General features: G+C 42.6%; 17 protein-coding genes. 6 read left to right on the top strand and 11 right to left on the bottom strand.

The features are described from left to right. Positions 1-170: 170 nt before the first annotated feature. Positions 171-2,000, bottom strand: coding sequence for a DUF885 domain-containing protein (locus L5M51_RS00325; RefSeq protein ID WP_263171075.1), 1,830 nt, complete (start codon positions 1,998-2,000; stop codon positions 171-173). A gap of 79 nt (positions 2,001-2,079) precedes the next feature. Here L5M51_RS00325 and L5M51_RS00320 point away from each other — a divergent pair, with 79 nt between their 5' ends. Continuing rightward, positions 2,080-2,589, top strand: a complete 510-nt coding sequence (locus L5M51_RS00320) for a diguanylate cyclase domain-containing protein (protein ID WP_028760435.1) — start codon at positions 2,080-2,082, stop codon at positions 2,587-2,589. A 70-nt stretch (positions 2,590-2,659) separates the two neighbouring features. On the opposite strand, the gene L5M51_RS00315 is transcribed toward L5M51_RS00320, so the two are convergent. From L5M51_RS00315 to L5M51_RS00270, 10 genes are all read right to left on the bottom strand, one after another. Continuing rightward, on the bottom strand, positions 2,660-3,907 hold the full coding sequence (locus tag L5M51_RS00315) for a tetratricopeptide repeat protein (protein ID WP_212599897.1): 1,248 nt from the start codon (positions 3,905-3,907) through the stop codon (positions 2,660-2,662). After that, entirely contained in the window at positions 3,907-4,530 is a 624-nt protein-coding gene (locus L5M51_RS00310) for an energy transducer TonB (protein ID WP_131524316.1), read from the bottom strand. The genes L5M51_RS00315 and L5M51_RS00310 overlap by 1 nt, the downstream gene beginning before the upstream one ends. 1 nt (position 4,531) lies before the next feature. Beyond that, complete coding sequence (locus tag L5M51_RS00305) at positions 4,532-4,936, bottom strand: ExbD/TolR family protein (RefSeq protein ID WP_037428129.1); 405 nt, start codon at positions 4,934-4,936, stop codon at positions 4,532-4,534. A gap of 13 nt (positions 4,937-4,949) precedes the next feature. Beyond that, a complete protein-coding gene (locus L5M51_RS00300; RefSeq protein ID WP_113938836.1) occupies positions 4,950-5,477 on the bottom strand; it encodes a MotA/TolQ/ExbB proton channel family protein in 528 nt (175 codons plus the stop codon). Next, positions 5,477-6,832, bottom strand: a complete 1,356-nt coding sequence (locus tag L5M51_RS00295) for a MotA/TolQ/ExbB proton channel family protein (protein ID WP_263171072.1) — start codon at positions 6,830-6,832, stop codon at positions 5,477-5,479. The genes L5M51_RS00300 and L5M51_RS00295 overlap by 1 nt, the downstream gene beginning before the upstream one ends. Next, the gene (locus tag L5M51_RS00290) at positions 6,832-7,614 is read right to left on the bottom strand and encodes a DUF3450 domain-containing protein (protein WP_113938838.1); all 783 of its coding nucleotides are present in this window, start codon (positions 7,612-7,614) and stop codon (positions 6,832-6,834) included. Before L5M51_RS00290 ends, L5M51_RS00295 begins: the two co-directional genes overlap by 1 nt. Positions 7,615-8,760: 1,146 nt before the next feature. After that, positions 8,761-11,739 carry a TonB-dependent receptor domain-containing protein gene (locus L5M51_RS00285; protein WP_173245588.1) on the bottom strand — a complete coding sequence of 993 codons (2,979 nt, stop codon included), beginning with the start codon at positions 11,737-11,739 and terminating at the stop codon, positions 8,761-8,763. 821 nt (positions 11,740-12,560) lie between these two features. Next, a complete protein-coding gene (locus L5M51_RS00280; RefSeq protein ID WP_028760444.1) occupies positions 12,561-15,197 on the bottom strand; it encodes a TonB-dependent receptor in 2,637 nt (878 codons plus the stop codon). 270 nt (positions 15,198-15,467) lie between these two features. Next, positions 15,468-16,679, bottom strand: coding sequence for a porin (locus L5M51_RS00275; RefSeq protein WP_263144452.1), 1,212 nt, complete (start codon positions 16,677-16,679; stop codon positions 15,468-15,470). A 222-nt stretch (positions 16,680-16,901) separates the two neighbouring features. Next, positions 16,902-19,331 carry a DNA polymerase II gene (locus tag L5M51_RS00270; protein WP_263171070.1) on the bottom strand — a complete coding sequence of 810 codons (2,430 nt, stop codon included), beginning with the start codon at positions 19,329-19,331 and terminating at the stop codon, positions 16,902-16,904. 137 nt (positions 19,332-19,468) lie between these two features. Here L5M51_RS00270 and dinG point away from each other — a divergent pair, with 137 nt between their 5' ends. Genes dinG through L5M51_RS00245 form a run of 5 tightly spaced genes read left to right on the top strand, consistent with a single transcriptional unit; the run spans position 19,469 to position 24,620 of the window. After that, complete coding sequence (dinG, locus tag L5M51_RS00265) at positions 19,469-21,541, top strand: ATP-dependent DNA helicase DinG (protein ID WP_173496512.1); 2,073 nt, start codon at positions 19,469-19,471, stop codon at positions 21,539-21,541. Between the two features lie 9 nt (positions 21,542-21,550). Continuing rightward, the gene (locus tag L5M51_RS00260) at positions 21,551-22,324 is read left to right on the top strand and encodes a sulfite exporter TauE/SafE family protein (RefSeq protein WP_263171069.1); all 774 of its coding nucleotides are present in this window, start codon (positions 21,551-21,553) and stop codon (positions 22,322-22,324) included. Beyond that, the gene (locus L5M51_RS00255) at positions 22,315-22,983 is read left to right on the top strand and encodes a primosomal replication protein (protein WP_217363083.1); all 669 of its coding nucleotides are present in this window, start codon (positions 22,315-22,317) and stop codon (positions 22,981-22,983) included. The genes L5M51_RS00260 and L5M51_RS00255 overlap by 10 nt, the downstream gene beginning before the upstream one ends. A 9-nt stretch (positions 22,984-22,992) precedes the next feature. Continuing rightward, the gene (locus L5M51_RS00250) at positions 22,993-23,682 is read left to right on the top strand and encodes a DUF2057 domain-containing protein (protein ID WP_028760450.1); all 690 of its coding nucleotides are present in this window, start codon (positions 22,993-22,995) and stop codon (positions 23,680-23,682) included. 29 nt (positions 23,683-23,711) lie between these two features. Then, positions 23,712-24,620 (top strand): histone deacetylase, encoded by a 909-nt coding sequence (locus L5M51_RS00245; RefSeq protein ID WP_263144443.1) that lies wholly within the window; start codon positions 23,712-23,714, stop codon positions 24,618-24,620. Positions 24,621-24,638: the final 18 nt, after the last annotated feature.

Here is a 24,638-nt window from a genome sequence, read left to right as displayed (position 1 = left end):
GTAAAACTCCTGTAAGGATCATGAGACATTTGCCCCAAATATCATTGAGTTCCCACTAAAACATTCGTTTTAACAGGTTTTGAATCAACAGTATAAAAACTTTCTGTTGAATAAAAAAGTCTTAAAATGCCGTCACTGACAACAAAGTCAAGTAACGGCACCTTACACAGCTAAGCTTGTTTCGACGCAATCCAACGATCGATCTTGTTTTCCATGACCGCCATGGGTAATGAACCTGAGGTGAGGATTTGATCGTGGAATGCTTTTAAATCAAATTTATCACCCAAGGCTTTTTCTGCGCGGGCACGCAGTGCCAAAATCTTCAACTGACCGACCTTGTAAGACAAAGCTTGACCAGGGATCGCCATATAGCGCTCCACTTCAGCGACTATGTCACTCTCAGCCATAGGCGAGTTGTCTTTCATGTACTGAATCGCCTGTTCACGACTCCAACCTTTAGAATGAAGGCCAGTATCAACCACTAAGCGCATTGCACGCAGCATTTCATCGGAAAGCTTACCAAAATACTGGTAAGGATCGGTAAATAGCCCCATCTCAATACCTAAGTATTCAGCATAAAGTGCCCAACCTTCCTCGAAAGCGGTATAACCGCTAAAACGCTGAAACTCAGGCACACCGGTCAGCTCTTGTTTGATCGCGATTTGGAAGTGATGCCCAGGAGCGGCCTCGTGCAAAGATAAAGTCGTCATCCCCCACTTAGGCTGTGCTTTGAGGTTATAAGTGTTGATATAAAACACCCCTGGACGGCTGCCATCCACCGCTGGCGCTTCATAAGAGGCTCCCGCTGCTGATTGTTCTCTAAAACTTTCAACCGGCTTAACCACGTAATCAGCCTTTGGCATCACATTAAAGTAGTTAGGTAAGACATGATTGATTTTATCTTTCAACACCATATAACCATCAATCAAACCTTGGCGATCGCTATAGAAATACTGCGGCTCTGAAGATAAAGACGCAAAAAACGCCTTCAAATCGCCCTTAAAACCGACCTGCTCACGCACCTTATCCATCTCAGATAAAATTCGCGCCACTTCACTTAAACCAATTTGATGAATTTCATCCACAGACATAGTGGTGGTCGTATGTGAGTTCGCCAGATGCTGATACCAAGCTTTACCGTTAGGCAAACCTGACCAACCATCAGTCGCCCGCGATTTAGGTAAATAGGTTTGCTTAAAATAATCGCGTAAGTTCGTTAACGCTGGCACGATACGTTCGGCTATCATGGCTTGATAACGGGTGGTCAATTCCGCTTTATCTTGCTCTGAAAAACTCTCGGGGAAATGCTGGATTGGCGAGTAAAAAATACTCTGAGTCGCATCCGTCGTTAACATAGCATCTAACTGAGGAATAATGCGCTCTACCAACACTCGAGGTAGTACCACTTTACTTTCAATACCTTGATTCATACGATTTTCAGCAAGTGCGACCCACTTGATGAAACCATCGACTCTCTGTTCCCAATTACGATAATCTTGGACAGTCTTAAAAGGTTGTGCACTTTCGCCACTTCCCAGCTGCACCATAGTAATGACAGTGCTATAGAACTGGCTTATCGGCATAAAGCGTGAAGGGAAAGTTTCGTCTACTAACGCCATATCACGGTCATAGACGAACAGGTCATAACTCAACTGTAGATCCGCAGGCAGTTGCTTTGGATCTATCGCACGCACCTGAGCTAAATAGTGAGTGTTAAGATCATGACGAGCCTTAAGGTAATCCTCAGTTAAATCTCCGCCGAAATCGGCGTTATAGTCATTAACGCCGACAAAAGTGGCGTAGATGGGCTCAAGCTTTAGGTAATCTTTAAAATAAGCATCCACAAGCGCTAAGTAACGCTGCTCTGCCGTTTGTGTTTCGCCCTGCACTGCTGGCGTATTGGCCGAGCTATTTTCTTGAACTGCAGTGACTTCAGGTTTAGAACAACCTTGAAGGGTGAAGATTAACGCTATCGAACCTGCCAATAAACCCAATTTCATTTTAATATTTCTCCTTTTTGGCCCGCTATTGCAGAACTGTTTCTATACTTAGTTCAAGGTCTGCTATCGGAGTTAATCTATGATCTACTCGTTCCGCAACTCAGGTTTCAGGGATCCAGAAACTGGAGTCTATAACCAAACCTATTTCATGGAAGTATTCAACCGAGAATGGCATCGTCACATGAGAGACCACCAAAGCTTGGCACTATTGTATCTGTGCCCTCACATTCATGAAACCGTCAAACAACCCCATTTACTCGAATTCTTTACCAAACAAGTGCAAGAAGCGCTATTAAGAGCAACAGATATGATAGCTAGGCTAGATCACAATCACTTTGCACTGGGTTTATTCAACATAGATGAAGTGGGGACGGAAGTAGTGTTAAAGCGAATAGAACAGCAAATATCTGACTTTAACCAAGATTTTGGTAAACATCATAAACTGACAATCGACTATAAACTGGCTGCCTGTATTTGCCTACCTACACAGGAAAGTAAAATAGAGTCACTCTTCAGTAATGTCAGCCAACTTTCACAACAACTTGAAAAAAATCATGATCAATCCCAAGCCTTAATCCGCTTACAGTAAATAGGCTTATTGATACCAAAGAAAAAGCCCCTTGCGGGGCTTTCGATTCAAACACTAAACTGCGAAGTAATTACAGCGTGATATTATGCATACGTGCTTTCTCTTTAATATAAGAGATATAGCTATTTGCACTCTTCTGTGTCTTCTTATCATTCGCAGCTAATACTGCACGGTTATAAGCCGACTTATACTGTTTCAAACTTAAATGAGCCAAAGCTAATTCAAAGTTTGCTTCACCAGGATGATCAATACCCATTGATATGGCTTTTTCAAGCACAGGGATCGCAGCTGTATATTGTTCATTCAAGTTTAATAAGCGACCTTGTTTCAAGTAAGTCTTGCCATCATTGGTGATGGCTGCAGCTTTACCGTAATACTCAGCAGCTTGCTTAAACTCTTTCGCATTTTGATAGAAACCCGCCAAAATCTCTAAAGACTTAGCGTCCTCAGCGATCATGCCTGATTTCATATGTTTCTGATAAATTTTAGCGGCTTGATAAGGAGCACCTTTTTGTGCCATTAACTGCGCTAAACGCGTAATGTTGCCCGCGCTATCTAAGAAACCATTTCTATAAGCCAAATCGTAAGTTGCAAGAGACTTGTCATAGTCTTCAACCATCAAATAAAACTGTGCTAATTGAACCCACAATCTGCCATCATCCGGGAATAAAGGCACCATGACTTCTAACACGCCAACAGCTTTCTTGTACTTCTTCTGATTGAAGTAAGCAGTCAGTTTCATTTGATACAGACCTTTATCAGGAGCTTCAGCTAATGAAAGACCTTTGTCGGCCACTTCAATCACTTTATCCCACTGCTTAAGTTCTGAATGCGCAATACCAATACGGCGATACATTTGAGAATCGGATTTACAAGTAAATTCCATCCACTTGTAATAATAAGGAATCGCTTCCTTAAACTTTTTCTCTTGTAATAGCAAATCAGCATAAAGACGCATAGTTGCAGCATGATCTGTACCACCTAAAATATCAGCTTCAACAGCTTGTTTTAGGTACTTGATCGCGGTATCCATTTTGCCTTTCTCGGCATAAAAGTTACCCAACATACGTGCAACATAGGCTTTATCGAAGTCGTTCTTGGCATTTGCCTCTAGCAAAATAGCAATAGCTTCATCGACCTGACCATTGGTATAAGCTTCAAATGACTTCTGAACTTTCTTCGCCGCACCTTCGCCCACGGCTTTAGATTGACGTTTGTCGATAGCACACTTTTCTTCTGCGACTGCAGATGAAAGAGTTAATGAACCTCCACAAACAGAAAGCAATAATAGAACTGCGATTTTATTAACATTACGCATTATTGGTTGCCTCCTTTATCTAAGGTGAAGTCTAGTTGTACTGTCATACCAGGTTGTTTCAATGGCTTGCCATCAACAATCTTAGGCTTGTACTTCCACTTCTTCAGTGCACGAATAGCTTCTTTATCAAATAAGCGTTTTGGTTCTGCTTGAATAACTTCAACGTCGTCGATACCACCGAGTTCGTTAATGGTAAAACGAAGTTGTACCCAACCTTCTTTACCATCACGCGCCGCAGCAATTGGATACTGAGGTTCGATACGAACGATAGGTGTAGCATCACCATCGCGAGTCATCATATTGCCTAATTTAAAACCGGTACTTGGACCTCCAGCTTCTACACCACCCATATTGAACGACATTGCTGTGTCAATATTGCTCGAAGATTCTGGCGGCGTTGCCTCAGGCTTCTGTGGCTGTTCTGGCGGTGGTGGCGGCTTAGGCACTACCCTTGGCTTATTCTGTGCTTTTGAATCCTGTCTATCCATAGTGATTTCAATTACAGGGGTCTCGGCCGATGTTTCGCCGCGCTGTGCGCCGCCACCGACCAAGAACGCCATAAAAGCGAACAGACCAAAAGTCACAGCAGCACCAATAATGATCGATACTAGTGCTCTTAGCATATTAATCGTTCCCCGCAGATACCGAAATTTTATCTATACCAGCCGCTTTGACTTGGTCTAGAACTTTAACAACTAAGCCGTGCATTGCGTCTTTATCAGCCTGAATCAATACCGCAGCTTCAGGAGCTTCAGCCAGCATGCGCTCAACGTTTGCCGTTACACGTTCGATATCAACCTGACGGTTTTCCATCATGATCACGCCTGTTTTACTGACGCCGATAAAGATGTTAGCCGAAGGCTTTGAAGTCGCTTGCGAAGCTTTTGGTTTGTTATAATCCAAACCAGAAGGTTTCACAAATGACGTTGTTACAATGAAGAAGATCAACATGATAAACACGATGTCGAGCATCGGTGTCATATCAATTTGCGCTTCCTCGTCTACACTGGAATGCTTTTTACGTGCCATGTTCAATCTCTCTCTAGTGGTGCGGCATGCTGTCTTTTAGCTTTTCTAAACTGATTTTCATTTTTACATCCAGACGAGTACTAAAGAATACTCCCGATAATGCTGCAACCATCCCCGCCATCGTGGGCATAGTCGCCATTGAAATACCAGCCGCCATTAAACGAGCATTACTCGTCCCCTGAACTGCCATCACATCAAACACTGAAATCATACCGGTTACGGTACCTAACAAACCTATCATAGGACAAATAGCTACTAAGGTTTTAATCATCAGCATACGTGCATTCAAATCTTGCTTCGCTTGGGACAGCCAAGCTTCACGGATACGGTGTGCGTACCAAGAGGTTGTTTCCTCTCTAGCATCCCACGCAGATATGATAGCTTTATGTTGCTTTGGTGATATCCAATTAAGATACCAATAACGCTCAAGCATCAATACCCACATGAAGAACAATACAAACGCAACCAACCAAAGGACGTTTCCTCCAGCGGCCATGAAGCCCCTGACGGAATCCCATATGTCCATCAGGTATAGCATCATTAGTTAGCCCTCTTCTCAGCATGTGCTGCGATAATGCCCGCACTTTGCTCTTCCAAAATTTGGGTGATTGATTTGCTACGCGCAACGAGTATTGCATGTAGTAACATCAGTGGCAGAGCTGCAACCAGACCTTGTACTGTAGTAACCAGAGCCATAGAGATACCACCCGCCATCAGTTTAGGATCGCCAGTACCGAACAGTTGGATACTTTGGAAGGTCGCAATCATACCAGTTACTGTACCTAGCAGACCTAACATTGGGCCGATAGCTGCAATGACTTTCAAAATTGAAATTCGAGCTTCTAATGCAGGCGTTTCTTTCAGAATAGCTTCATCCAGCTTCAACTCTAATGTTTCAACATCAACATCTTTGTTTTCATGGTAAACCTTCAAGATACGACCAAGGGCATTGTTACCTGGGTTATCAACATTCTTAGCTTGGCGTTTAACTTTTGCACCGATAGCTGCCAGCACAATGAAACGCTCAACCGCAATTAATAAACCAATAGCAAGTAATATCAGAATAATATAACCAATGGTACCGCCTGACTCGATACGATCTTCCATGCTAGCTTTGTTCGTAAAGATGTTTAACAGTACGCCACGTGCAGGGTCGATATAGAAAGGTGATGTACCAGAAGCCGTTTCTTCCCATTTTGCAACAGCGCTAACTTGATAGCCTTCAGGTTGTTGAGATAACTGCTGAATTAAACCTAATTCAGGGTTATATACAACGTATTTACCGTCAGCCGTTAAGTTATAAGCACCAATACGATGAATAGTCGTCGTTTTCACGTTACCATCAATTTCGGTAACAGAACCTTCAAACTTAACCACTTTGCCAGATTGCGCCATTTCAAATAGCTGCTCTTGCCAAAATTGTTCTAACTCTTCAATTTTTGGCAATTGCTTACGGGCACCTAAATCAGCGATGAATTTATCGCGATTTGGGAATTGAGCACTGATGTTTGAGCTTGCCAGTTTACCAGCGAAATCACCGGCTTCACCTTTAACTACACCAAACATTTCACCCAAGTCACCTTGAGCCGTTTTTAGATCCTCTTCTAACTGAGCAATTTTACGCTCGTTATCTAAGAACGCTTGGTTTAAATCTTTACCACGTTGCTTTTCAGCAGCTAAAGCATCTTTTTCACGCTTTAATAATGCAGCTTTGTCGCCACGTTCTGCTTGGAATTCTTGCTCACGCTTACTGTTGACTTTACCTTCTGCAGCGCGTTCAACTTTAACTTGTTGCAATAATTGGTCAATTGACTTAGGCGCATCAGCAGCGCTCGCCATACCAGCAGTTAAAGAGAAACTTGCAGCCAACACAGCTGTAGTAATTAACTTCTTCATTATTGTGCAGTCTCCGCAGCAGGAATTGGTAACGCGAATAGATCTAGAGCGCCTTGTTTACGGGCAATGCGGATACCTTTGGTCAGTTCACGCAAATAGCTGTCATCTAACTTATCCCAACCCTTAGATTCTGGGTTGTACATCCAGCCAGTCTTTTGATCTAAACTCTGTGCATAAAGAGCAACACGACCTAAGTTAAAGAAGTCAACCAACACTTCTTTACCATCTAGGTTTAACTTACCTTGGTTAACAGCAACAGCACTACCGTATTCACGCTCAATACTATAAGCATCAAGAATTAGACGGTATTTTTCTGCTAGTGTGACTTCGGCAGTATTAAGAAGTTTTTTCAGTTCATTAACACGATTAGTGCGTATTTCAGAATTAAAAGGTAAATCTAATTGAACAAACTGTTCTAATGACTCAACCATTTTAAACATTAATGGCACAACACCTTGGCGAAGTTTATCAACACCATTGATGTCACCCTGCACTGAATCCATTGTCTTTTGTTGATCAGCGACTAAGCTTGCAACGTAATCGTTATATGATTTTAGTGATTCGCGCTCATCTGCGACAGAACCATACTCAAAAAGCATGTCTTGTGCTTGATCGAAATACTTATCAACGTTCTTTTGCGACGCAGCAGCATCAGCATGGATCATACTATCCGCTTTCTGCACGTCGGTAAGAGGATCTGCAACTACTAAGTTGCTGCTCGCTAATGCCAGCACGCCAACAAGTGCAGTAGCGATTTTTGTTCTATTGCTTACCTTGGACATAGTTCCCAACCAATTTGAAGTGAATAAAAAGGTTTAACTTACCAGCAACATAACGACAAGGGATAAATACTTGCCGAAAAAATTTCTGTAAGTTCGTCTTTCTCTTGTGATTCTTAGTTTTTTCTTCCCTTTCCTACGCCCTTACAGGCATAGACCCGCTGGCATCATTTCACAAAATGTTGACCTGTGTCAACATTTCAGACGACTAAAAACTAGTGTAAAGAAGCGCTAATAATGAAATTTTTTACGAAAGGTGTTTTTTTAGACAAAAATGAATCTTTAGGGTTATTACTTTTTGTTCCAAAAAATAATAAATTAATTTAAAACCTATAAAATCATAACGATAGCTAACGACCAACTTTGTGTATCCTGTTTATTAAAATTAACATTTTTTAACATAATGGCGACTCAAGTAGATGTTCTTTACTCATATCCTACTCCTCTCAATAAAAATTTACTTAAGGATTAGGAATGAAACAATATTAAAGAAATCGAAGACCCCGTTTTTTCGAGGAATGTTAATAGTAGAAGAATTTAGAATGGATAATTTAGAGGAAGCTTTCATTAATTTGACTCATCCGAACTGCGGATAAAAGCGAACAAAATCCAATTGCAATAAAGTCATCACTCCCTAGCTGTGGCCTTACATCAGTCTGAATATAGCAATTTCAAAACCTATTTAACTGAATTTATCTGCCCGAAGCACTTCCTTAATTCACCAGCGATACCGGCATTCTTAAACTGTTATGAACAACCTTAGCGCCATAAGTCTCTGTTTAACAGCTAATTCAAACAACTGTCATCGCTTTTAATAACTTAACTAAATTAAACTCAGGATAAGAATGCTTGGACTTGATGTTGCGTAACCGATTTATGATCAATAAAGTTTTTGATTAACTGAAAAATATTTCTCAGATAGTACATCTAAGGCGACGTAGTTGCCTGAGTTTTAGTGAATTTCATCAAAGGTCCAGTTTCTTATGCCTTCCAGGCTAAAAAGATGAGCATAAAAATCAATCAACTAGAAAAGACAATACTCATTTATAACTGATGTTAACTAACCCGCTAGCAGACAAAACCAAATTAGATACCGTAAATATGAAAAAAGCCCTCTAAACATCCAGAGGGCTTTATACCAACTAAAACTTAAAACTTAAATCTTACACCCGCATAGTAACGACGACCAATTGGATCATAAGTACTCGCTGCAGTTTCTACACCAGTGCTACTACCTGGCAATCCACTGATAATTGGTGGGGGATCTTGGTCGAATAAGTTATTAATACCAACATAAAACTCGGCCATATCAAATGGGCGATATGCTACATTTAAGTCATGGTAAGTAACAGAACCAACACCAACAGACTCAGGAGCTAAGTCATAGCCAGATAAGAAACCATCATCTAAGAATGACTCACCGATATAAGTTGTATTCCAAGCGATGTTGAAATCACCAATTTCATAGCCCAATGATAAGTAGAACTTATCTTGAGGGGCATCAATTTCCCCATTAAAGTTATCAGGCTCAGCACCTGGCAACGGTATTTCATAACCTTTAATCACATGGGTATATGCTAAACGCGCATTTGTTTGGCCGACTAAACCATAATCTTCTAAATCTTTTGCATAAGTTATGACATAGTCAATACCAGATGTAACGTAACCACCACTGTTGGTTACAGCAGAGTCAATATACTCTAAAGAACCAGCACTGTTTGGGCCTTCAGGTGCTTGTCGACGGGTAATAAAACTACATAATGCAGCATTACCTCCGTAACATTGGTCCAAAATATACTGGCGGCCAGTACTAACTATAGCGTCTTCGATTTCAATGTCGAAATAATCGATATTAAAATCAAAGTCCTCTAACACTGCAATACCATCTGGTGAATAGGTTACACCAAAGGTCCATGACTTACCTTTTTCAGCGTCTAAATCTGGATTACCACGATTATAACCACTCACACCTTGAATATCTGACTGATTTAAAGTAAATGCTCCATTTGCTGCGATATTCGCCATCACACCAGCATCAGTGCGACATGCTTCAGCTTGCGCACCTGTTGTCGTTGCAGTAACACCCTGACATGGATCTGTCAAGCCAGTTGGAAAAGTTTGGCTTGGTGGTGAATACAACTCACCAATATTTGGAGCCCTCGTTGATAAAGCACGAATAGCCCTAAAACGAAGTTCATCAATAGGTGCCCAGTCAAGAGCAACGTTCCAGCTTTCAGTATTACCAACGGTAGAATAATCTGAGAAACGTACTGCACCACGTAAATTTAACTGCTTAGCCATAAATGCATCAGCAATCAATGGCACATTCACCTCAGTGAAATATTCCATCACATCAAACTCGCCCTCAGTGCTTGGTATAGCATTACCCGCATTTAAGCCAGCTTGTTGTAACGCATCAAATTCACTACGAGCATATTCCTCACGATACTCGGCACCCACCGCAACACCGACGAAACCAGCTGGTAATTCAAAGACATCACCAGAAACACTCATACCTGCAACAGTTTGTGTTGCAAGTGTGTTTAATGAGCTAGGTGCATTCACATAATTAGCCGCTTCTGGTGACACAGTACCAGCACCAAATATATTAATCGGCACACAACCTTGAGCGCGAGCTGTAGCATCACGGCATACTTTATTACCAAACTCATCAGTAACAGCTTCTAGCGCTGATTTAAAATTCAGAACGTTAACTTGGCCTGTACCAGTTTGTCCTTCTTTACTTTGACCGTATGAGAAATAAGTATCTAAAAACCATCCGTCAGTTAATTCGCCATCAATACCTGTCATAATACGGAAAGTATCACGGTCAGCTCTGCTACCACGGTTAGCTATATCAGACATACGGCGAGTAAAAGAGATATCCTTTAAACCATCACCATTTGTATCTGTAGCTAAGTTATAAAGCTCATCAGGTATCACAGAGTTACGTACTAAAGTACGTTCATATTCACCGGGATTAGTCGCACTTTCAATAAATTGTTCAAACTCAACAGGAAGCTGTCCACCAGAGCCTTTAAAAACATCAACCGAAGACAGTGCAAAGGGTTCTAACTGGCTCTGTGTTTGAGTTGATGCATAGGTTCCTTCAAGTGTAGCGTTCCATCCATCTGCAAACTCATACTTACCTGTCGCTGCAAAAAGGTAGCGCTCCGTCGGTACCGCAATTGTACGGATAGCGTTGCGGTTATAGCCATCAGCTTCACGGGTATCTGTTCCATTGGTTGAGAAACCAGAGATAAAGTTACCGTTCTTATCATAAGTATATGGCTTACCACCTGCAACAAAACGGCCTTGTGGTGCAAAACTTGAGTAAAATGGTTGCATCGGCGTAAACATATCTTCAGGCAGACCCGTTACTGCAGCACCTAAAGATATTTGATCGATTGCCGAGCGATCACGATCGCGTGAGTAGACGGCACCTTGGTTAGTGTAAGCACCATGCACCATGATGTTACCTTTACCGTTAGCAGATGATGTACCCATAGTAAATTGAATTTGATCATCTTCGCTATCACCTTCGGCGCTTTGACCTTTTTGAACATCAAATTCAATACCTTCAAATTCTTTTTTATAGATGATGTTAACTACGCCAGCCACAGCGTCTGAACCATAAACGGCTGAAGCGCCGCCCGTCATAATCTCAACACGCTCAATAAATTGAGTTGGAATTGTATTTAAGTCAACAGCAGTATCACCTGGTACACCTGAAACAAAACGACGTCCATTAACTAGAACTAAAGTTCGCTCACTCCCAAGATTACGTAAATCAACAGTGGAAACACCAGAACCTGAGGTTAAAAAGTTAGAGTTAGTACGGCTAAGCGCGGGGGCACCAAATGCTGGATTTTTAAGCAGCAATTCTTGAACGTTAGCAACACTCGAAGTGTCAATCTCATCTGCGCCAATAACCTGCACAGGTGAGAAACCTTGCAAGTCTGTTGAACGAATGCGAGATCCTGTTACTTCAATTTTCTCAATTGTTTTTTCCGCAACAACTGCATCACCTTCTGCTGCAGCAACAGAAAATGTGCTTAGAGCAGCAACAGCTGCACTACCAACTAATGCGTACTTTATTGAATGGCTTAAAAAGCTGTTCTTATACATTGTCAATCTCCCTATATAAGTATGTCTTTATTATAATATTCCCATCGTCATCACACGACGGGTCACACGAAAACGCAACACAACAATCTAAATCAGCCCAATAAAATCACATTTAAAACACTTAATCAACAATTGAAACGGAAATAACACAGCAATCGGCGTTTGTGAATAGTTTAAAGCTGATGATTAGCCATAAGCTTTGTCTAGTGTCAAATTGAATAAAAATCATAATGAATTGAAATTTAAGCATTTATTTTATAGTGATGGAGAGTTACCCATTATCAAATTGAAAAACAACTCAAACACAAATACTTGCAAAAAATTAACACTTAAAACCACTTTTAAGTATAAGTGCTCAAAAAAACCTGACATTTTATGGCTAAATTTTGTTCAGCAAAAAAATGGGGAGATCATTACAACATGGGAATAATTTTCAACAAACAACCTCAATTCTGCTTAAACATGCACTTTTAACCAAAGTGATTTTAATACCGATATTTGACTGGATTTGACTTGTCCTTGATTGCCAATAAGAACAATGACCAAAGACGTCTGTAATATTTAACGTGCACGGGCAGAACTGACGAGTTCTGAAAATGTGTCGAACAGATAACAATAAAAAATTTAATTACCTTCCATTTGAGAAGAACTCGTTATTTAAGGTGACCAAATCATTGAAATAAATGACTTAATCTAAATGACCATTACGCTATTACCAGTTAGTTTTCCATTTTTTCATTCTGATGATAAAAAACCCCAAGTTGCCTCAGGGTTTTTATTATTAAAGCTGGAACAGAATAATGACTCCCGCTAACGAGGATTTAGAACTTCATACTCGCACGAACAAAGAAATAACGACCTAACATTTCATAAGTATATGGATCTGTGTTTGAGTCATTATTACCTGTGTAATAGGGAGGCTCTTTATCGAACAGGTTATTGATACCACCTGATAGGCGAATATTTTGAGTTAAATCATAAGATCCTGATAGATCATGGTATATAACACTCCCTACCGTTGGCGCATAACAACTAGATTCTTTGCCTTTACAAGCAAATGAGTCCATCCCATCAATATAACGAGCTTCATAAGTAAAGCTCCAGTCATCTGCACTAGCAGTGATGTTCATATTACTCTTGAATTTAGCATATGCTCCCGTACCGCCGGTAATGTAACCACGATAATCCACAGCAACACCATCAGGATCGAATTCTTCATATTCGGTCAGAATTGATGTATCCCAACCTGCTTTCCAATCCAATCCCAGAGCTGAAAATGCATAAGCAACATTAATGTCATAACCCGCAGTGTTCGTCGCACCGATATTTTGTAGACCATTGTCAAACTTAATACGACCACTGTTATCAATCTGAATATTAGAAGATTGACACAATACAGTATCAGTATTGATCTTATTACCTGCAGCATCTAAACATTGGTTAGCAATATAATTGTTGTCAACAGAAGTTATAGTGTTTGTTAATTCAATATCGTAGTAATCAACAGTCATAGACAGACCATCTACGAAGCTTGGTGAATAAACTAAACCTATCGTCGTAATGTCGGCTTCTTCTGGGGTTAATAACCCATTACCGCCAACAGTGACTTCAGCTTGGTCTTGTTCTGTTGCAGGATGAACAATTTGTTCGAAGGATGGTGACTTACCACCATATAACTCATCAACAGTTGGAGCACGGAATGCAGTAGACAACCCCCCACGGAACATAAGGTCATCATATACTCGCCAAGTTAAGCCTAGTTTCCATGTAGTGTCATCACCAAACGTGCTGTAATCAAAATAACGCATTGCAGCACTTAGATCGAGTTGTTCCACTAGTGGTAACCCACTTAACAATGGGATAGCCAATTCAGCATAAATTTCATTAACGCTAAAATCACCACCGGTAGGTTCTACCCTAGGATCATTAGCTAACCCCTGTGCTGTTAATGAATCTGGTGTAAACTTTGCAGCTTCTTTACGATTCTCGTATCCAGCAGCAAAGCCCATCATACCCGCTGGTAACTCAACAATATCACCCGATAAGGTTGCAGCAATAATATCTAACTCACTTCCACCACTATTTACTTCGGTATAAATGAATGGAGTGATGCTCTCACCTTCCCATGAAGACTGTAAAAAAGGATCAAACTCCCCCTTTAAAACTGCTGCATTAATTGAACCTAAATTATGTAGATTTGCCAGAGTATCGACAGAGTCGTTGCGACCTTTATTATAAGAGGCATCCCAACTCCAGCCATTATCAAATTCACCTTCTACGCCTAAAACAATACGAATAGTGTCTACAACTTGACTAAAGTCACGGGTACCGGACTCAACCATGCGACGACCATAAGAGAGTTCCTCTCCAGGCTTAACCCATGGCAGCAGGTCATCGGTCATCCAACCACCAGCTGAAATAGGATTATAAACCCATGCATCGCTGTTCCAAATTGGTTGAGGAGCCATTTGTTGATTTGACCAACGCTTTGAATACATAGCCTCAGTAAAGAAACGAGTTGTATCTGTCAGCTCATAGGTTCCAGCAGCCGTGAGATTCAAGCGTTCCATTGGCGTCGATAGATAACTATCTTTCGCATAGTTATATGCATCATTTGCAGTAACATAATCATGGTAAGTACCACCTCTACCACTTAGATCTGCAGTATCGCCCCAAATATGACCACCTTGAGAATAACCACTACCACCGCAAAACAAGCTAATTTTACCACTTGCATCAGGCTTAGTTTCTGTTACAGGGCAATCAGAAAAATCACGATCAGCTTGGCTTGCCTCGCCACGCTTTGTATACTGTGCGCCTATAACGACATTGCCTTTATCAAAGGTGTTACCCAAAGTCATATCAATCGTAGACTCGTCAGCATCACCTTCTCCAGAAATGCCGGTTTGGGCGTTGACTTCAAAACCTTCAAAGTCTCTTTTCAAAATTACGTTAACCACACCAGCAATAGCATCTGTACCATAAACCGCAGAAGCACCATCTTTAAGTACTTCAACTCTTTGGATCATAGAAACTGGAATCGTATTAAGGTCAACAGTAGAAGCAGCTCCTGTACCAGAAGCAATCATTCGACGACCATTAACCAAAACTAGAGTACGGTTAGTGCCTAATCCTCTGAGGTTTATGCGAGAATTACCACCAGAACCATTATTTATGCCAGCGTTAGTCATAGCACCGCCAGCCGAAGTCATTTTCTGCAAAACATCATCAATCGATATTGCACCAGAGGAAATAATGGCTGAAGCATCAATCACGCTAACAGGGCTAGCCGTTTCCATATCTGCGCGTTTAATTCGCGAACCAGTTACAGCTATACGCTCAACTTTTGCTCCATCTTTATCATCTGCAAATGTAAAAGGTACATTTAATACCGTAGCAGTCACACCGCTAATCAGTGCAAAGCGCACAGATTTTGCTATCAAGTTTTTTTTATGCATTGTCAATCTCCCGGGAAAATCATGTTTTTATTATAATTTGCTTATTTAATAAGCAGTTTTAAACAAGAGCACCTTAAACATTCCGAAGTGCTGCGGGAGCATAAAATCATATGAGAGACATTTAATCAACAAAAAGATAACCAAATACAAACAAAAAATACACAATGTCATTTTGTTACAAATTGACTTATCGTTAAAAACAAAAAAGCCAGTCATTACTGACTGGCTTTTTGTTAAAACAGTGGTTTCTACTATATAGAAACTGGAAACTTAAAGTGTGTAACGGATACCAATGGCAACACCGTCAGATTCTGAAAGCGCCATTCTAGCTTCTTGTTCTTTATCTGCACTGGTAAAATCGCTGTAATCTTTACGTGCTTCTACGTAAAGCACTGTGTTTGGATCCCATACAAAGTGCAAACCAACCACGACAAACTGACGTTTGAACTCATCGTTAGGATCGGCATTAAAGTTAGGTTGAATGACATAGTCTTTACCGGCATCAAGCACGTTGTAAGAAATGAATGGGCGTAATCCATTGTCAAACTTGTAAGAAACTAAACTTTCAATACCATAGGCGTCTTTAATCAAACGACCAATATTGTCTGTGTCATGATTTTCTTGTCTGTTAACGTTTGCAGCAGCGTATAAGCCATTGCTATCGAAGTTACCCCAAGTGATACCCGCACCGTAGATAAGATCAACCGCAGTGGTTTGTTCGCCGTTACCAAAACTCACATCAAACTCACCGCGGTTAACACCCGCAGTTAAGGTCAGCATATCAGTGGCTTTATAGGTCACCGCGCCACCATAAGTATAATTGTATTCTACTTGTTGAGCCGCTTTATCACCGCTTTCCCAGTTCGCTTGACACTGAGCTTGTGAAATATCATCCGTTGTATCACAGGTATAGAAGCTGCTGTTTTTCAACTGTGCTTGAACTGCAAAGCTTACATCGCCAAATGCATTGCGATATTGAACTGTTTTATCACCACGGCCAACACCGTTTACCGCGCCATCATCTTTATTATAAGTGTAAACACCTGCAGTGTTACCGTCCCACACAAAACCATAGTTAGTGTTGTAAACGACATCGTACCAAGCGCCCCACTGCTTACCAATAGTCAGTGTTCCATAAGTGTCATGGGACAGACCAGCGTAACCTAAACGGTTATAAAAGAACTCTTCTTGAACAGATTCGAAGCGATTGTTATAGACTATGTCGCTACTACCTACAGGGTTCACACCCCATTCCAATTTAGCAAATGCTTTCCAACCGTCAGTCAACTCACGATTAAAACCAAAATTAATGCGAGATGCGCCGTTAACAACCTCTGTTTCCCCTTGAGTGTTGATCACGCGTGCATCAATAAAACCACCGATTTCTACGGCATTTTTATTATCTTTATAGATCTCGATAGCTGAGACTGATGGAACTAAAAAAATTGCTGCAAGCGCAGTTGCTACTAACGTCTTGTTCATTTGGTGCTTAACCTTTTTTGTTTATGTTCTGTCAACGTCATTCCGTTGTTATATTTCCTTACAATTTCCTCTTAAAGGGTAGCAAACTTTCAATATTCCCTCAAAGCTAAACCTAAAGAATATGTCGATTAACATCACAAAAACAAACCAGTTAACCTCTACAAAACAGGTTAAAACGCTACATTCGCCACCCTACGCAACACATAAAGAACATTAAAAACACTATATTAACAGTAACTGCTTTGACGCAATATCCATGTAGTTTAGTTTCATTATCGAAAAAACAGGCTCGGCAATAGGGCCAATTTGCTTATCAATGTAGTATTGGTAATCAATTAGTGACGTTCTGTACAGTAAGGATTCCGGTCCATTTACAGTAATCAGATAATCAATCTGCGCCCCACGCTTGCCAAAAGAGGCATCTCCTGTTAAGTCGCATAATTGTTGAGCGACTTTAACATGGGGAGAAGATTTAGCCGTGTAATCTTCAATATTGCGTCGCATACGTTTGCGAAATACCAAATCATCATCCAACTCACCATCAAGCAGCTTTTCAAACACACTGGCCAAATAAACACTGATATCCCTTTGGTTAAACATCCGTTCATAGAGTGACTCTTGAACTTTGCGCGCTAAAGGGCTCCAATCACTGCGCACTTGCTCCATACCTTTAAAAGTAAGCTCAAGTTCATCGCTCGCATTACGCCACGCGCCAACATAACGTTTTTTACTGCCTTCTAACGACCCTCTTAAGGTCGGCATAAAAAACTGCTCATAGTGGCGTTCAAACTGTAACTCGAGAAAACTCTCAACTTGATGATCTTCAGCGATCTTAGCCTGCCACTTAGCATTAATTTCCCGCGCCAGAGTGTTACCTAAGGCGTTAATGTCTGAGAGATCAGGCTCGCTGCCAAGCCAGACAAAGGTCGAATCCGTATCGCCGTAAATCACTTGATAGCCCATCTCTTCTATCCATGCGCGGGTTTGTTTCATGATTTGATGGCCACGCATAGTGATCGAACTTGCTAACTTTGCATCGTGGAAAACACAACCTTGAGAACCTAAAACCCCATACAACGAGTTCATGATAATTTTTATCGCTTGGGATAAAGGCGCATTGTGCTCACTTTTGGCCTTTTCGCGCTGCTCAGATAATGTTTGGATAAGCTTAGGTAAAATGGGCTGTTGCCGACTGAAACGGCCACCGAGAAACCCCGCAACACAGTCAGACTCGGGCAATTGCAAACCTTCAATTAATCCCTTAGGGTCAATCAAAAAAGTACGAATAATGGAGGGATATAGACTTTTAAAATCGAACACTAAAATATGCTTATAAAGTCCCGGTACAGAATCCATCACATAGCCACCGGGGCTTTCGATCCCATCACTCGCAGGAGCATCGGGAGCGACGTAACCTGCTCGATGTAGATGCGGTAAATACAAATGATTAAATGCCGCCACCGAAGCCCCAACCCGCCCCAACTCTAAACCTGTTAATTCAGCTCGCGCGAGGGCGAACTCCCATAATTGAGTATGATTAAAAATATCCCACACCAGACGGCTGTCAGTAAGATTGTAATGCGCTAATGCTTGTTTGTGGGCCTTAAACAGCTGATCAATTTCTTCAACGCGATTATCCACGTTATGAATGGCCTTGCCTTCACCTAATAATTTCCGCGAAACAAATTCCAACGAAAACCGCTCAAAATGATAGAAAGCGGCTTTAAGCCAATCGATACCATCGAGTACCACACGGCCCGGTAAAACTAAGGTTTCTGGCCGAAATTTATTATCGACTTTCCACTCAAGCTTTGCCCCGCCGCGGCCAATGGTGAGCGGAATACGATGTAATAATGCACGGCGTGACAATAGCGCGAGATCGAAACTCACCACTGACCAACCGATAATAAAGTCAGGATCAAACTCATGGAACCACGCGATTAATCGATGAATGAGTGCAGCCTCATCGGCCACCCATTCAATATATTCGGGAGAGTTTGATTCAGCCTCACCCACCATAATCACTTTTTCATAAGTCTGCTTGAGACTGTCTTGCTCTTCGTCTCGGCCACTGTATTGACCATATAGTGCAACTGAATAGAGTAAACCTTCAAAACTACATTCAAAATCCAGTGAAATACAGCGCAAATGTACAGCCGTTAAAGGGGCAATACTCTTAGCCCGCTCGGCGATAAACACGGGCAGCGAGTTAGCCTCAAGACTGTCGCTAGTCGGCGCAGAGAAATGCCCTAAAAACGCCACATCAAGTGCCACAAACCGCTCGATTAAATAACGCTGTTCAGGGCGAATGTCGGCTTCAAATAAAGGGATGTCGGCATCTTTAGCGATGCGCTGTAAGGTACGTAAACTATTGCTAGATTTAGCATAAACACCACTAACCGCGCCGCCTTTAAAGCTTTTGAGTGCTAACGGTACAAACCGCAATGCTTGACCCGGCGTTTGCAACTGCAAAGCCGTGACATCAGTTTGATGACAAAAACAAATGTGTTCAGTGCCTTGCACTTCCACCAGCACAGGGCCTTGGGCGGTAGCCAGATAATACTGCAACACTAAACTCCCATGACGATGAATCGCATGGCGTGTTAAGACTCGACCTTGTACACTAACGGCCGCGGTAGCCTCTGACTTCATCACATGGGTTCCCAAATCGCATAGCTAGTCAATTTAGATGGTTCCTCAATTTAAATGCCGCCAAATGGCAGAAAAGTTTCTTAGGCTATGCAATCACTGTTATTATGTACAGCATTAATTCGATAAAGTAGTGACGCATGTTACCTGACAATGTAAAAACCCAGATCCGCGCCATCTATAAGGATATCGCTACCGCCTTGCCTAATTTTAGGCCGCGCCGCGAACAAAACTATATGGTGGCGGAAATCTCTAAGACCCTCGCCGGCGACTATGATAAAGATAGGCGCATCATTGTGGTCGAAGCAGGCACTGGGATCGGTAAATCATTGTCTTACATCCTCGGTACCATTCCACTGGCATTAGCGAGCAAGAAAAAGGTCTGCATCGCTACCGCAACCGTCGCCTTGCAAGAACAATTACTGCATAAAGATTTACCCTTTTTTCTTGAGCAATCCGGCTTAAATTTCCGTTTTGGCTTAGTTAAAGGTCGACAACGTTATGTATGTCTATCGAAACTGGCGATGCTCATCGGTGACGACAACAGTACACAAATGGCCATGTGGCAAACTAAACCTGACAATAGCCAAGTGGCTATGATGCATGGCCTGTTAAAAGACTATAACGAAGGTCGCTGGAACGGCGAAATCGATACCTTAGCCGTGCCGCTGCCCGATCACCTGTGGCAACAAATCGCCTGCGACAAACACAGCTGTCATCGTCAAGTCGCCAGCCACAGAAATTGCCCGTTCCATAAAGCCCGCGAAGATGTTGATACCTGGGACGTGCTCATCGCCAACCACAGCTTGTTATTTGCCGATTTAGAATTAGGTGGCGGCGTGATTTTGCCCGATCCCGAAGACGTGTTTTATGTTATCGACGAGGCACATCACTTACCGATTGTGGCGAGGGATTTCTCCAGTGCGCAGGCCACGCTGAGGGGTGCCTGCGACTGGCTCGAAAAAATTGGTAAAACCTGCGCAAAGTTACAAAACCAAATAAAGAGCAACAATATCATTGCCCCCGCGCAGGCGATGCAAGATCATTTAGGCGATCTTATCGCCCAGCTCAATCAAGTGGCCCACTACTGCGATACCCAGACAAAGCACTTTGCCAATCCTGAAAACCGTCTGCGTTTTGAGCACGGCAAACTGCCGGACTCATTACTCATTCTCGCCGAAAACCTCGCTGTTACCTCTAATCTAGCCCTCAAACAGTTTAATAAAATGCTGTCACTGCTGGCCGAAGCGATTAAAGATGGCGACATTCCTAAACATCAATCCGAAGCGCTATTGGCCGAAACTGGATTTATGCTGCAAAGGCTCGAGAATCTACAAAAATTGTGGAAGATGATGGCCAAGGAAGATAAACATAAAGGTGCACCTATGGCGCGCTGGGTTGAGCTCATCACAGGTAAACAAGTGGATTATCTGTTTAGCGCCTCACCTATCGAAGTCGGCTTTATGCTGGAATCCATGCTGTGGCAAAAGGCCGCAGGCGTAGTCTTATGTAGCGCCACGCTGCGCGCACTCAATAACTTTGACCATTTCGTGCATCAAGTAGGTTTGTCACTCAACGATGGCAGTCGTTATTTAGCCTTACAATCGCCCTTCGATTACCCCAATAATGCGACACTTTATTTACCCAAAATGCGCACTGAGCCGACGGATGATGCCTATACGGCTGAACTTGCCGAACAAATCATCACCCTTATTGAAGGCGAAATGGCAACCTTAGTGCTATTCGCCTCCTACTGGCAGATGGAAAAAGTGGTTGAATTACTTGAAGGTAAACTCACCACTGAGCTACTTATCCAAGGCAATGCGCCACGGCAACAATTGTTAGAGAATCATAAAGCTAAATGCGATAAGGGCGAACCAAGTATCTTGTTCGGCACAGGCAGTTTCTCTGAAGGTCTCGACTTACCCGGCGATTATCTGACTAACTTGATCGTCACTAAACTGCCCTTTGCCGTGCCAACTTCGCCCGTTGAGCAAGCGCATGCAGAATATGTCAAAGTCAAAGGCGGTAATCCCTTCTTACAACTGACAATCCCAGATGCTTCACGTAAGCTTATTCAAAGTTGTGGTAGATTACTGCGTAAAGAGCAAGATTATGGCCGAGTGACCATTTTAGATAGGCGGTTAGTTACTAAACGCTATGGCAAGTCCTTACTGGACGCCTTACCGCCCTTTAGACGTGTTATAGAGTAGGATTAAAATTTGGAGTTGTTACTCGAGCCCAGTCATTGGGCCCTGTTGGCAGTTATAGGTCTTATCGCTGGATTCATTGATGCCGTCGTGGGTGGCGGTGGCCTATTGTCGATCCCCGCACTGTTAACCTTAGGCATTGCGCCGCATACCGTATTAGGCACCAATAAGTTAGCCGCAAGCTTTGGCTCTTTTATGGCGGCTTGGACCTATTATCGCAAGCACCTCTTTAAACCCTCGTTTTGGTACATGGCTTTTATCGCCACCTTTATCGGCGCAGTATTGGGCAGTTTCTTAGTCTATTTAGTCGATACTCAATGGCTCGGAAAAGTCCTGCCGCTGCTGATCATTGGCATCGCCATTTACAGTTTAGTCAGCCCCAATGCGATGTCAGACGTTAACTGCCAAGTACCAACCAGCAAGCCGCCAGCCAAGCAACAATGGCTACAGGGACTGGCTTTAGGCACTTATGATGGTTTTGCAGGCCCAGGCATTGGCGCATTTTGGACCGTCACATCTGGCTCTTTGTATAAACTGCCTTTACTGCACAGTTGTGGCCTTGCCCGTGCAATGACTTTTACCAGCAACTTGACCGCACTGACTATCTTTGGTTGGCTTGGACAGGTACAGTGGCAAATAGGTCTGTGGATGGGATTGTGCATGATGTTAGGCTCATTTATCGGTGCCCGCTGTGCGATTAAATTTGGCATGCCCTTTATCCGCCCACTGTTTATTTTGATCGTGCTAATGATTGCAGCGAATTTGGCATGGAGCGCATGGTTGTGAACACCCAACAATTAATGGTGATGCTGAAGAATCAGCTTAAAGCCTTAGAACAAGAAGTACTGCAACACGATAATCGACTCGCGCCGCCACAGCGCAAACTCCTGCAAGAAACAGAGCGTTTTAATCACTCGCTGTTTGTCCAACACGGCGCCCAACTCGGCCCCTGTATTGAACAAATTCGTAGCAGTATTATGCAGCTCGAAAAACAAATTAAGCTTAAACTCGCCCCCCAGACTATTGCCCTGAGCTGTGAGCGGATCCAAGATAGATTCACCGCAGTCAAACGAGCCTTGCTGACCACTTCTATCGACATTAAGTCTAAAACTCAGCAGCGTGCCAGTAGCCGTGCCCGTTTTACACAGCGCCAGAATCAGTCTCACCAAGCCAGTGGTTTCGATTGGATCGCCAATAACGTGATGCAAAATAGTCATGAGATCTACGAAGAATTGAACAAACATCTTAATTGGGCGAAAAAATTTGAACAAAAAATTGAAGAAATGGAATCAAAACTTGAAAACTGTCATAGTGCTGACAAAATAAAATTGCAAAATGACATCCTTTTGATGCATCGTCGTCTAGGAAAATGCAGGCAAGCTATTAGTTATATAGAAGATCGCATTCAAATATTCGAACGCCCGTATCAGAGTAATAACCGTTAAGGAGTAACAATGAAATCACTTTTGCCAATTAGCAGCCTGCTAGTATTACTCGGATCTGCCTCAGCCTTCGCTGCAGATCTGAACATTCCTATGTCATTTGAGTACCTTGCTCTTGATGGTAAAAAAGTCGAGTCGAGCGTATTTAACCATAAAAGCAGCTTAGAATTGGCCCCCGGCACTCACAAAATCGCCATTCGTTATCATGAAATGGTAGAGGATGATTTTAGTGACAGCCAAACCTTTGTTAAGTCAGCACCTTTCATCGTTACTTTAGATGTTGATGGCGACCATCAATATTACCTGCAAGCGGCCGAAGGTGAAGTCGTTAAAAAGCCTAAAGTTTACGCGCAAAACCCACAAGTCAAATTAACCCGTAGTGACAAAGGCAGCGTCAATTACCAAGTGGTGAATACCAATTTAGAAGAAGAAAGCTTCGTCTCTCGCCTTTTCAGTGGTAATCAAGCCGTTGACGTATCCGGTACTGCCGCAGCAGCAACCGGTGCCGCTGGAGCAGTAGTAGCTGTTGCACCTGCCCCCGTGACAACATCGGCGACCGTTAACGCAACATCACTCACCGCCCCCGTAGACACCTCTAAAGCAGCAGGAGCCAACCCACAACAAATGTTGCAATACTGGTGGCTACAAGCGGATGAAAAAACCCGTAAAGAATTTATGAGCTGGGCAATTTCACAGCTATAACAACTTGCGATAACGAGGTTTAGTCAATATTGACTCTGATCCCACTGGTTTATCACGCCAGCTATTCCAAGCTGGCGCTTCCTCCCCATCACAGATTTCCCACCACTAAATACGCACATTTACGGCAGTACTTACTCGATAACCACATTGCCACGACTGCACAGTTCCACGCACCAACGGCCATGAATGCAGAAGATGTAATACAAGTGCATCAACGCGAATATGTAGAGCAATTTATCGCGGGTACCTTGCCAACAGCGGCGCTAAGACGGATTGGTTTCCCGTGGAGTGAAGCCTTAGTTGAGCGTACCTTGCATTCAGTAGCAGGCACCACACTCACAGCTTCATTAGCCATAAATCAGGGTATTGCCCTGCACCTCACGGGGGGCTACCATCACGCCCATTACAATTTTGGCAGCGGCTATTGTATTTTCAACGACCTTATCCTCGCGGCCAGAAATGCCATCGCAAGCCATCAAGTACACAAGGTACTGATTTTTGATTGCGATGTGCATCAAGGTGACGGCAGTGCAACCCTCAGCCACCAACATCAAGGGATCATCAGTTGCTCGATTCACTGCAAAGAGAATTTCCCGAGTCGTAAGCAGTATTCCCACCATGATATTGAACTAACCAAAGGCAGCGATGACAATCTGTATCTCGAAACCGTGGAGCAGACACTCGCCCTCCTTATCCGAATCCATCAACCAGATCTGATTCTTTATGATGCTGGGGTCGATATTCATCAAAATGACGATCTTGGCTTGCTCAATATCAGCCAAGAAGGACTGTTCAGACGGGATTTAACTGTGTTATCAATGGCAAAATCGGAAAATATTCCAATTGCAGCCGTGATAGGCGGCGGCTACAGCAGAGACGCACTACAATTAAGCCAAAGACACAGCCAACTTTTTATTGCGGCAAATCATTTGTGGTAGCAAACTCAATGAAAACCG

The organism is Shewanella sp. SM73 (assembly GCF_025653795.1).
Lineage (GTDB): Bacteria > Pseudomonadota > Gammaproteobacteria > Enterobacterales > Shewanellaceae > Shewanella > Shewanella oncorhynchi.
This window is presented reverse-complemented; position numbering and strand designations above follow the sequence as displayed.